This is a genomic window from Acinetobacter vivianii (assembly GCF_014635885.1).
Taxonomy (GTDB): Bacteria; Pseudomonadota; Gammaproteobacteria; order Pseudomonadales; family Moraxellaceae; genus Acinetobacter; species Acinetobacter vivianii.
Genome location: NZ_BMDR01000006.1, coordinates 215,117 through 227,652 on the forward strand (window position 1 = coordinate 215,117; position 12,536 = coordinate 227,652).

Annotated in this window: 9 protein-coding genes and 1 tRNA gene; all 10 read right to left on the reverse strand. The window is 43.3% G+C overall.

Features of this window, described 5'->3' with window-relative positions:
• Window positions 1–99 precede the first annotated feature (99 nt).
• Complete coding sequence (gene rpoC / locus IEV36_RS13945) at window positions 100–4,293, reverse strand: DNA-directed RNA polymerase subunit beta' (RefSeq protein WP_005255525.1); 4,194 nt, start codon at window positions 4,291–4,293, stop codon at window positions 100–102.
• A 141-nt stretch (window positions 4,294–4,434) separates the two neighbouring features.
• Window positions 4,435–8,523: a DNA-directed RNA polymerase subunit beta gene (gene rpoB, locus IEV36_RS13950; protein WP_005255527.1), complete on the reverse strand. Its 4,089-nt coding sequence runs from the start codon at window positions 8,521–8,523 to the stop codon at window positions 4,435–4,437.
• 309 nt (window positions 8,524–8,832) lie between these two features.
• A complete protein-coding gene (gene rplL, locus IEV36_RS13955) occupies window positions 8,833–9,204 on the reverse strand; it encodes a 50S ribosomal protein L7/L12 (RefSeq protein WP_004774018.1) in 372 nt (123 codons plus the stop codon).
• A gap of 42 nt (window positions 9,205–9,246) precedes the next feature.
• Window positions 9,247–9,753, reverse strand: coding sequence for a 50S ribosomal protein L10 (gene rplJ / locus IEV36_RS13960; RefSeq protein WP_004774017.1), 507 nt, complete (start codon window positions 9,751–9,753; stop codon window positions 9,247–9,249).
• A gap of 250 nt (window positions 9,754–10,003) precedes the next feature.
• The gene (gene rplA / locus IEV36_RS13965) at window positions 10,004–10,699 is read right to left on the reverse strand and encodes a 50S ribosomal protein L1 (RefSeq protein WP_004656290.1); all 696 of its coding nucleotides are present in this window, start codon (window positions 10,697–10,699) and stop codon (window positions 10,004–10,006) included.
• Between the two features lie 3 nt (window positions 10,700–10,702).
• Window positions 10,703–11,131, reverse strand: a complete 429-nt coding sequence (gene rplK, locus IEV36_RS13970) for a 50S ribosomal protein L11 (RefSeq protein ID WP_004637639.1) — start codon at window positions 11,129–11,131, stop codon at window positions 10,703–10,705.
• Between the two features lie 112 nt (window positions 11,132–11,243).
• On the reverse strand, window positions 11,244–11,777 hold the full coding sequence (nusG, locus tag IEV36_RS13975; RefSeq protein ID WP_004774016.1) for a transcription termination/antitermination protein NusG: 534 nt from the start codon (window positions 11,775–11,777) through the stop codon (window positions 11,244–11,246).
• A gap of 7 nt (window positions 11,778–11,784) precedes the next feature.
• Window positions 11,785–12,225, reverse strand: coding sequence for a preprotein translocase subunit SecE (gene secE / locus IEV36_RS13980; protein WP_004774015.1), 441 nt, complete (start codon window positions 12,223–12,225; stop codon window positions 11,785–11,787).
• Window positions 12,226–12,301: 76 nt separating this feature from the next.
• A tRNA-Trp gene (locus IEV36_RS13985) sits at window positions 12,302–12,377 on the reverse strand.
• A gap of 54 nt (window positions 12,378–12,431) precedes the next feature.
• A partial coding sequence (locus IEV36_RS13990; RefSeq protein WP_074166867.1) for an EF-Tu C-terminal domain-related protein occupies window positions 12,432–12,536 on the reverse strand: 105 nt, incomplete at its 5' end.

Consider the following 12,536-nt stretch of genomic DNA (forward strand, 5'->3'; position numbering starts at 1 on the left):
CAGTAATCAAATACTCATGCTTTAATGCCTTTTTGTAACAACAGCTTCATTTTTCCACAAAAAAAGGCACCCGAAGGTGCCTTTTTAATTCGTTAAGACTTAGAACTGGTCTGAGTTCAACGCTTGACTAAATGCTTGGTCAACTTCACTGAAATCATTGTGAAGTTCAAATTCAGCAGCTTCTGCTTCTTGACGACGACGCTCTAAGTGATACGCAAGACCTGTACCCGCTGGGATCAAGCGACCCACAACAACGTTTTCTTTCAAGCCACGTAAATCATCTTCTTTACCTGTTACAGCCGCTTCAGTTAACACACGAGTTGTTTCCTGGAACGATGCAGCAGAAATGAACGAGTCAGTAGAAAGCGATGCTTTCGTGATACCCATCAATTGACGTTCAAACTTCGCAGGGAACTTGTTCTGAGCCAAGACAGCTTGGTTCTCTTGAACAACGCGGATGTAATCCACTTGCTCGCCTTTGATGAAGCTTGTATCACCGCCATCAGTGATATCAACTTTACGCAACATTTGACGTACAACAACTTCAATGTGCTTATCGTTGATTTTTACACCTTGGAGACGGTAAACGTCTTGAACTTCGTTCACGATGTAGTTGGTTAATGCAACTTCACCTTTCAAGCGTAAGATGTCATGTGGGTTTTGTGGACCATCAGAAATGGTTTCACCACGGTTCACATGCTCACCTTCGAACACGTTAATGGTACGCCATTTTGGAATCAATTCTTCGTAGATCTCAGAACCATCATCCGGAGTAATCACTAAACGGTTCTTACCTTTGGTCTCTTTACCGAAGCTTACAACACCTGATACTTCTGCAAGGATCGCATGTTCTTTCGGCTTACGTGCTTCGAACAAGTCAGCTACACGCGGAAGACCACCGGTAATATCACGAGTACGTGAAGTTTCTTGTGGTACACGACCAATGACGTCACCCACACCAATCGTTTCGCCATCACGGACAGTCACAATTGTGTTTTGTGGCAAGAAGTAGAACTGTTCGCCGCCATCTGTTGTATCCAACACGATTGCAGGACGTAAATCTTTACCAGAAGCAGGACGAGCTGTTACAGGTAAGATTTCAACAGTGGTCATACCCGTTGCATCATCAGTTTTTGATGTTGCAGTTACGCCATCAGCAATCTGGCTGAAACGCGCTTTACCAGCAACTTCTGTTACCAATGGATGTGTATGTGGATCCCAAGTCGCTACGATACCGCCAGCTTCTACAGCTTCACCATCTTTCAACAAGATGCTTGCACCGTAAGGAAGCTTATAACGCTCGCGCTCACGACCTAAATCATCCGCAATACCAATTTCACCTGAACGTGAAACAGATACTTGGTGACCTTTGGCATGTTGTACAGTTTTCACATTGTGGAAGCGTACAGTACCTTTATTACGTACTTGAACACTATTTGCAGCAGAAGTTCGGCTCGCAGCACCACCAACGTGGAACGTACGCATCGTTAACTGTGTACCTGGCTCACCAATTGATTGTGCAGCCATTACACCAACTGATTCACCTGGGTTCACCAAGTGACCACGTGCAAGGTCACGACCATAACAACGAGCACATACACCGAAGGTAGATTCACAAGCGATAACTGAACGTACTTTAACTTCATCGACACCCGCTTCTTCAAGCTGAGCAGCAATTTTCTCGTCAATTAACGTACCTCGTGGAAGTACAACTTCATCATCAGATGCACGACGTACATCTTCAGCAGTTACACGACCTAATACGCGGTCGCGTAATGGTTCAATAACGTCACCGCCTTGAATGAATGGAGTCATGACTAAGCCGCCAGCTGTACCACAGTCAGATTCAGTAATAACTAAATCTTGTGCTACGTCTACAAGACGACGTGTCAAGTAACCAGAGTTCGCAGTTTTCAATGCTGTATCGGCCAAACCTTTACGCGCACCGTGTGTCGAGATGAAGTACTGAAGTACCGTCAAACCTTCACGGAAGTTAGCTTTAATCGGGGTCTCAATGATCGAGCCATCCGGCTTCGCCATCAAACCACGCATACCAGCAAGCTGACGGATCTGCGCCGCACTACCACGGGCACCCGAGTCAGACATCATATAAATCGAGTTGAATGATTTCTGCTTCTCGTCTTCACCTTGTTTGTTTTTCACAAGTGTATAAGACAAGTTATCCATCATCGCTTTCGCAACTTGGTCGTTTGTACGCGCCCAAATATCGACAACTTTGTTATAACGCTCACCCGCAGTTACGAAACCTTGCTCAAACTGTTGTTCGATTTCACGAACTTCTGTTTCAGCTTTATCGATAATCGTATGCTTGGTTGGTGGAATCAACATGTCTTCCATACCAACAGATACACCTGAACGCGTCGCTTGACGGAAGCCCAAATACATCAATTGGTCAGCGAAGATAACAGTATCTTTCAAACCAAGTTTACGGTAGCAAGAGTTGATTAACTTAGAGATGTTTTTCTTGGTCATCTCAAGGTTGATCGATTCGAAGCTTAAACCTTGTGGAACAACTTCCCATAACAAGCAACGACCAGGTGTTGTATCAACAATGATAGTTTTCTTTTCACGGTTACCGTTTTCATCAATCACAGTTTGATGTACACGTACTTTTACACGCGCATGGATCGCAACTTTACCCGTTGCTAACGCACGGTTAACTTCGTGAGTATCTGCAAACACCATGCCTTCACCTTTGGCATTTACAGCATCACGTGTGATGTAGTAAAGACCCAAGACAACGTCCTGAGAAGGGACGATGATCGGCTCACCATTTGCAGGTGACAAGATGTTGTTTGTAGACATCATCAACGCACGTGCTTCTAACTGTGCTTCCAATGTCAATGGAACGTGTACCGCCATTTGGTCACCATCGAAGTCGGCGTTAAACGCAGCACATACGAGTGGGTGAAGACGGATTGCCTTACCTTCGATAAGAATAGGTTCAAATGCTTGAAGACCTAGACGGTGAAGTGTTGGCGCACGGTTCAACATGACTGGATGTTGACGAATTACAGAAGCTAGAACGTCCCAAACTTCCGGCGTCTCGCGCTCAACCATTTTCTTCGCAGCTTTAATGGTTGTTGCCTGGCCAGATGCTTGTAGTTTCGCGAAAATAAATGGCTTGAATAATTCAAGTGCCATCTTCTTCGGAAGACCACATTGGTGAAGACGTAAAGTAGGACCTACGGTAATTACCGAACGACCAGAATAGTCAACACGCTTACCAAGTAAGTTTTGACGGAAACGACCTTGTTTACCTTTGATCATGTCTGCCAAAGATTTCAATGGACGTTTGTTCGAACCTGTAATTGCACGACCACGACGACCGTTATCAAGCAACGCATCAACAGACTCTTGTAACATACGTTTTTCGTTACGTACGATGATATCTGGCGCAGCAAGGTCAAGAAGACGCTTCAAACGGTTGTTACGGTTGATCACACGACGATATAAATCGTTCAAGTCTGAAGTCGCGAAACGACCACCTTCAAGGGGTACAAGCGGACGTAAGTCTGGTGGAAGTACTGGAAGTACGTTCATCACCATCCATTCAGGCTTGTTGTTCGAATCTTTGAATGCTTCCATCAATTTCAAACGCTTAGACGCTTTTTTAAGTTTCGTCTCAGACGTTGTTTGTGGAATTTCTTCACGTAAACGCGCAATCTCAGCTTCAAGATCGATATCTTTTAATAAATCCTGAACTGCTTCTGCACCCATTTTCGCAGTGAATTCATCACCGTGTTCTTCAAGTGCATTGTAGTATTCTTCGTCTGTTAAAAGTTGATACTTTTCAAACGGAGTCATACCAGGATCAGTAACAACATAAGATTCGAAATACAATACGCGCTCGATATCACGTAATGTCATATCAAGAAGTAAACCGATACGGCTCGGTAATGATTTCAAGAACCAGATGTGTGCAACTGGAGAAGCAAGCTCGATGTGACCCATACGTTCACGACGAACTTTAGCAGTTGTTACTTCAACGCCACATTTTTCACAAATGACGCCTTTGTATTTCATACGCTTGTATTTACCACACAAGCATTCGTAATCTTTTACTGGACCAAAGATTTTGGCACAGAACAAACCGTCACGTTCAGGTTTAAAAGTACGGTAGTTAATGGTTTCAGGCTTTTTAACTTCGCCGTGAGACCATGACTTAATCATCTCTGGTGACGCAAGACCAATACGGATACGGTCAAATTCAATAGGTGCATGACCTTCTGAATCCGTTTTCTTACGCATGATATCGAGCAAGTCTTTCAATTTTTTTCTCCGTGTGTCGAGGAGCTACGCTCTCCCGACTGGGTCACAAATATTGTTTTTACTGAAATTTGGAATCTCCCCTAGCCCCCCTTTCTTAAAGAGGGGAACTTCCCCCTTTAACAAAGGGGGATCGAGGGGGATTTAGTCACCATTTTTCAGTTCAATGTTGATACCTAAAGAACGGATCTCTTTGGTCAATACGTTGAACGATTCAGGCATACCCGGATCCATATAATGGTTACCATCTACAATATTCTTATAGATGCGTGTACGGCCTTCGACGTCATCCGACTTCACAGTAAGCATTTCTTGGAGCGTATATGCTGCACCGTATGCTTCAAGTGCCCATACTTCCATCTCACCGAAACGCTGACCACCGAATTGTGCTTTACCACCAAGCGGCTGTTGGGTAACAAGTGAGTAAGAACCAGTTGAACGCGCATGCATCTTGTCATCAACCAAGTGGTTCAATTTGAGCATGTACATGTAACCTACAGTTACAGGACGGTCAAACTGTTCACCTGTACGACCATCAAACAATACTGTTTGACCTGTACGAGAAATGTCTGCCAATTCAAGTAAGTCTTTGATCTGGCTTTCTTCAGCACCATCAAATACAGGAGTCGCCAATGGAACACCAGCACGTAAGTTGCCTGAAAGCGCCAAGATTTCTGCGTCAGTCAAGCTATCAAGCTCTTCCTGCTCACCACCAACCTTGTTATAAATCTTGTCTAAGAATTCACGCAGTTCAATCACTGTACGTTGTTCTTTCAACATTTTTTCGATCTTATCACCAAGACCTTTCGCCGCCATACCCAAGTGAGTCTCAAGAATCTGACCCACGTTCATACGTGACGGTACACCCAGCGGGTTCAATACGATGTCGACTGGTACACCATTCGCATCATGTGGCATGTCTTCAACTGGCAAGATGTTAGAAACAACACCCTTGTTACCGTGACGACCCGCCATCTTATCACCAGGCTGGATACGACGTTTAACTGCAAGGTAAACCTTAACAACTTTCAATACGCCAGTTGTTAATTCATCACCTGTAGAAAGTTTACGCTTCTTCTCAGCAAACTTCTCGTCAATCTCGTAGCTCTTCTCTTTTAAGAACACTTGAATCTGAGTTAAACGTTCAGCAATTGCCTCATCATTTGGCTGGATTTCAAGTAAATCAACAAGCTCTAAACCAGACAATACGTCTTCAGAAAGTTTATCGCCGCGTTTAGTTGAACCACCACCGTTAGATTCTTGACCTTTCAACAAACGAACAATACGTTCGCGTGCTGCTTCTTCGAAGATTTTGTATTCTTCTTTCAAGTCTTTACGGTATGAATCAAGCTGAGCTTTTTCAATTGCTTGTGCACGTTCATCTTTTTCCAAACCGTCACGCGTGAAGACTTGAACGTCGATAACCGTACCTTTAGTACCAGACGGAACACGTAAAGATGAATCTTTTACGTCAGCCGCTTTTTCACCAAAGATTGCGCGAAGTAATTTTTCTTCAGGTGTTAACTGAGTTTCACCTTTAGGCGTTACCTTACCAACAAGGATATCACCCGCAGTTACTTCAGCACCGATATAAACAATACCTGACTCATCCAGTTTAGACAGTGCAGCTTCACCTACGTTAGGAATATCGGCAGTAATTTCTTCTGCACCTAACTTGGTATCACGTGCTACACATGACAATTCCTGAATGTGAATCGACGTTAAACGGTCTTCTTGAAGTACACGCTCAGAAAGTAAGATCGAGTCTTCATAGTTATAACCGTTCCATGTCATGAACGCGACGCGCATGTTTTGACCAAGCGCAAGTTCACCCATGTCAGTCGATGGACCGTCAGCCAAGATATCACCACGAGCAACTTTGTCGCCCAAGTTCACGATGACATTTTGGTTAATACATGTATTTTGGTTTGAACGTGTATATTTGATCAGGTTGTAGATATCTACACCTGCTTCACCCGCGATCATTTCATCTTCGTTTACACGAATAACGATACGAGATGCATCAACATATTCAATCGCACCACCACGGTTTGCGATCACACACACACCTGAGTCACGTGCTACGTTTGCTTCCATACCTGTACCAACAAGCGGCTTGTCAGCACGCAATGTAGGAACAGCCTGACGTTGCATGTTCGAACCCATTAATGCACGGTTCGCATCATCGTGTTCAAGGAATGGAATCAATGATGCTGCAACAGAAACAACCTGCTGTGCTGAAACGTCCATATGTGTTACGCGCTCAGGCGACATACGTACGAATTCACCTTGATGACGTACAGAAACCATTTCTTCAGTCAAGTTGCCATCTTTATCCACTGCAGAATCGGCCTGTGCAATGACAGTACCCACTTCTTCAATTGCAGATAAATATTCAACATCATCTGTTACACGACCATCGACAACTTTACGGTATGGTGTTTCCAAGAAACCGAAGTCATTCGCTTTTGCGTAAACAGAAAGCGAGTTGATCAAACCAATGTTTGGACCTTCAGGCGTTTCAATAGGACAAACACGACCATAGTGAGTTTGATGTACGTCACGTACTTCGAAGCCCGCGCGTTCACGTGTCAAACCACCAGGACCAAGCGCAGATACACGACGTTTGTGTGTAATCTCAGACAATGGGTTGTTTTGGTCCATGAACTGAGATAACTGGCTTGAACCAAAGAATTCTTTGATTGCAGCAGCAACTGGTTTTGCATTGATTAAATCTTGTGGAGACAAGTTATCTGTTTCTGCTTGGCTTAAACGCTCTTTAACAGCACGTTCAACACGAACTAGACCAACACGGAATTGGTTTTCAGTCATTTCACCAACAGAACGTACACGACGGTTACCCAAGTGATCGATATCGTCGACTTCACCTTTACCGTTACGGATTTCAACCAATGTACGTAATACATCAATGATATCTTCGTGCGATAAAATACCTTCAACTTCACGTGACTTCTGATCAGTACCCACTTCGTAAGGACGACCCAAACGACGGTTGAACTTCATACGACCCACTGGAGAAAGGTCATAACGCTCAGAAGAGAAGAACAAGTTATTGAATAAGTTTTCAGCAGCTTCTTTCGTTGGCGGCTCGCCTGGACGCATTACTTTATAGATTTCAACAAGCGCTTCTTCACGGCCAGTTGTGGTATCTGCACGTAATGTATCTGCAACGAAAGGACCACGATCGATGTCGTTCGTGAACAGGATGTTAAATTGTTTAACACCACCTTCAGCCAACTTCACCATTACTTCATGGCTAAGAACGGTATTCGCAGGAATCACATCACCACTTTTCAGTGTGATATCTTCAGCAGTAATACGCTCATATAAATATTCATCAGGTACAGAAAGCTTCGCTAAGTTAGCAGCTTCCATTTGACGTACGTGACGTGCATTAATACGTTTGCCCTGTTCAACAATGGTTTTACCATCATTGTCCAAGATATCAAATTGCGCCATTTCACCACGTAAGCGATCTGGAACGAGGTCAATTTGATAGCTGCCCATATCAAGATATACAGGTACTTTTTCGTAGAACAAATTCAGGATTTGTTCATTGGTATAATTCAAGGCACGTAAAATCACAGTCGCCAATAATTTACGACGACGGTCAATACGTACGAATACTAAATCTTTTGCATCAAATTCAAAGTCTAACCATGAACCACGGTAAGGGATAATACGTGCTGAATACAACACTTTACCGCTTGAGTGGGTTTTACCCTTGTCATGGTCAAAGAATACGCCTGGTGAACGGTGTAATTGAGATACGATTACACGCTCAGTACCGTTAATAACGAATGTACCGTTATCGGTCATGAGTGGCATTTCACCCATGTAAACTTCTTGTTCACGAACGTCTTTAATTGATTTCGTTTCACGATCTTTAATGATCAAACGAATTTTTACGCGCATTGGTGCTGCATAAGTTGAACCACGTAAAATACATTCACGTACGTCAAACTCAGGCTTACCAAGGCTATACTCAACAAATTCTAAAGCAGCATTGCCAGAATAACTTTCAATAGGAAAAACTGAACGAAATGCGGCTTGGAGACCGATATCTTCGCGATTTTTTGGTGTTTTACCGCCTTGTAAGAATGTACGGTACGAATCGACCTGAATCGAAAGTAAGTACGGTGCTTCCATTACGTGGGGCAATTTACCAAAATTCTTACGGATCCGTTTCTTTTCGGTATATGAGTATGCCATCTGGAGTCCTCGGAAAGTAAACTAAACCCGCCTGCAGAACGGGCTTAGAAGGAATTACGCAGGCCGATATGGCCACCACTGTTTACAAATGCTGCAATTTTTAGTGGTATTAAAACGCTTAACAATATTTTTATAAGCAAAAAAATATTGGTAAGCGTTTGATTTCATTGGTTTTGCTTAAATAATACGCGGATTATACGCAAAACTAACAAAAAACGAGCCGATTATTGTAACGCAAAAAGGCTGATGACCCAAGAGCCATCAGCCATTTTTTGGAGCCGATTATCAAAAAACCGACTCCCTACAGAATTACTTAAGTGTAACTGTAGCACCAGCTTCTTCAAGCTTCTTCTTAAGTTCTTCGCCTTCTTCTTTAGAAACGCCTTCCTTAAGAACAGCTGGAGCGCCTTCAACCATATCTTTAGCTTCTTTAAGGCCAAGACCAGTAGCTTCACGTACTGCTTTAATTACAGCAACTTTGTTAGCACCGAAAGAAGTCAACTCAACGTTGAATTCAGTTTGTTCTTCAGCAGCAGCAGCGCCAGCACCTGGAGCAGCAGCAACAGCTACAGCAGCAGCAGATACGTTAAATTTCTCTTCGAAAGCAGAGATTAATTCAACAAGTTCAAGAACTGTTTTTTCAGCAACTGCGTTTAAGATTTCTTCGTTAGTTAAAGCCATGAGAATAACTCCAAATGGATATTGAATGGTGTGAAAATAGGATTAAGCCGCTTCTGACTCGTTTTTCTCTTTGAGCGCTGTAATAAGGCGACCCAATTTCGAAATAGGAGCTTGAAGAACAGAGGCAAGCATAGTAAGCGCTTTCTCTTGGTTCGGAAGGTTCGCAATAACGCTAACGTCAGCACCTTTATAAACTTTGCCATCAAATGCAGCAGCTTTAAGTTCAAATGCTTTGTTAGTTTTCGCAAATTCTTCGAACAAGCGTGCAGCTGCACCCATGTCGTCTTCAGAAGTAGAGAAACCGAGAATTGTTGGACCAACAAGGTCGTCATTCAAGATATCGAATTGAGTACCTTCGAATGAACGCTTAGCCAAAGTGTTACGCACGATACGTGTAGTAACACCTAACTTACGAGCTTCAACACGAAGTGTTGTTAATTGCTCTACAGTTAAGCCTTGGTAGTCAGCAACAACGGCAGAGAACGCTTTAGAAGCAACTTCGTTTACTTCTGCAACGATCTGTTTTTTGTCTTCGATAAGAAGAGCCATCGTAAAACCTCCTAACGGTGATTTATGCACCCTTAACAGATGCACTCCCAATTCGTAAGCCCTATTCAGACTTACACGCGGAGGAGGAATAAATCACACCACCGCGTCTACTCAGACTGGATGATTAAGAAAAACATTCGAAAATGTTTCTCGCCTGAGGTCTTTGACGCTGATAAATATTCATTTATCAATTCAAAGTTTGCTTAGATTTCCTCAAAGAGCAAATCTAAGGCTTTAAAATTCTTTCTAATTACTTAGATACGTTGCTTACGTCAACGATCAAACCAGGACCCATAGTTGAGCTCAAAGTGATCTTTTTAACGTATACACCTTTAGAAGTTGCAGGTTTCAACTTTTTCAAGTCTGCAATTAAAGTTTCAACGTTTTGACGTACAGCTTCTTCGCTAAAGCCAAGTTGGCCGATCGCAGCGTGGATGATACCCGCTTTGTCTACACGGTAACGTGCTTGACCAGATTTAGCATTCTTAACCGCGTTAGCAACATCAGGAGTTACTGTACCCACTTTAGGGTTTGGCATTAAGCCACGTGGACCAAGAATTGTACCAAGCTTACCAACAACGCGCATTGCATCAGGAGCAGCAATAACAACGTCGAAATCAAGGTTTCCACCTTGAATGCTTTCAGCAAGGTCATCAAAACCAACGATATCAGCACCAGCAGCTTTCGCAGCTTCTGCAGCAGCACCTTGAGCAAATACAGCTACACGTACAGTTTTACCAGTACCTGCAGGTAAAGTAGTCGCGCCACGAACAACCTGATCAGATTTACGTGGATCTACGCCAAGGTTTACAGCGATATCTAAAGATTCTTTGAACTTCGCAGCTGGAAGGCTGTTAAGAACTTGTACTGCTTCTTCCAAAGTATAAACTTTGTTTGCTTCTACAGCAGCAGCGATGGCTTTTTGACGTTTAGTTAACTTTGCCATGTCTTATAGCTCCACTTCCAAGCCCATAGAACGTGCAGAACCAGCGATGGTACGAACACGAGCGTCTAAATCAGCACCAGTTAAGTCTGGTTCTTTAGTAGTCGCGATTTCTTCTAATTGAGCACGAGTCAACTTACCAACTTTAGTTTTGTTAGGTACAGAAGAACCCTTTTGAATACCAGCAGCTTTCTTAAGAAGAATAGATGCAGGTGGAGTTTTCATGATGAAAGTGAACGACTTATCGTTGTACACAGTGATCACGACAGGAATTGGCAAACCAACTTCAAGTTTTTGTGTAGCAGCATTGAATTCTTTACAGAATGCCATGATGTTTACACCACGTTGACCTAAAGCAGGACCAATTGGTGGAGATGGATTCGCTTTACCAGCTGGAACTTGCAGCTTGATATAGCCGTCAATCTTCTTAGCCATTGAAAATTACCTCTGGGTACAGACGCCGTTAGGCTCCCCAAAAAATTAAACAACACCGAAGTGTTTGAACAACAATGCCCGATCAAATCGGGCGCTTATCAACCTAGGCAGATTAAATCGTTTTTTCGACTTGGCGAAACTCGAGTTCAACCTGAGTTGGTCGATTAAATACATTAATCGTCAACGTTAAACGTGACTTATCGTATTGAACTTCCTCCACGACTCCTTTAAAGTCAGTGAACGGACCGTCAACAACGAGCAATTCTTCACCTGGTTCAAACATCGTCTTAGGACGTGGTGCTTCACCAGTATTACGTACACGCGCAAGAATCGCATCAGCTTCACGTTGTGAAATCGGTGCTGGTTTTTCTGGTGTACCACCGATAAAACCAAGAACCTTTGGACACTCTTTTACGATGTGCCAAGTATCATCATTCATTTCCATTTCGACTAACACATAGCCAGGAAAGAATTTACGTTCAGACTTACGCTTCTTACCATCCTTCATTTCCACTACTTCTTCAGTAGGGACAAGGACTTCACCAAAGCTATCAGCAACAGTGCTGCGCTGGATTCGGTCATTAAGTGAACGCATCACTTGTTTTTCAAAACCTGAATAGGCATGAATAATATACCAACGTTTCATCGCACTCTTACCCGATAATTAACTTAATAAACCAACCTAACCCGTAATCGAAACACCATAAAACCAATGATGCAACAAGTACAACCAAAAGAACTTGCCACGAAGTCGTGATCGTCTCTTGTTTTGTTGGCCAGGTCACTCGACGCAGTTCAATTCGCGCATCTTGCAACAAACGCACAAAGCCTTTGCCTTGATGGGTGGCGTATAATAAACCTAAAGCGACGACGATACAAGCCAAAATTACCCCAACGCGCACCCAAATATCATTTGCTGGTGCCCAATAGGCAGGTAAATGTTGATTTACCAATGCTGAACCGATCAATAAAGCGATAGCAATCAGCCACAAGACAGCATCAAGTGGAGTACCAGAGCTTACAACTTCTGCAGCATTATTTCTTTGAGGGATTGGCGCGTCGCTTAATGCGTCACGCGATTTATCATTCGACATTTTTTTACTCGTCGTAGAATTCGCGACTTATTATATGACAACTCAGCCAGAATTAAGCTTTTTTATAAAAAAAAAGTGGCAGGCCAGGAGGGACTCGAACCCCCAACATTCGGTTTTGGAGACCGACGCTCTACCAATTGAACTACTAGCCTATTATGCAAATCGAAAGCCGAAGCTTCCGATTTGAGTGTAACACAGTATTGGGCTTATGCAGTTACTTTAGCAACAACACCAGCACCTACAGTACGACCACCTTCACGGATCGCAAAACGTAGACCTGGGTCCATTGCGATCGGGTGGATTAACTCTAC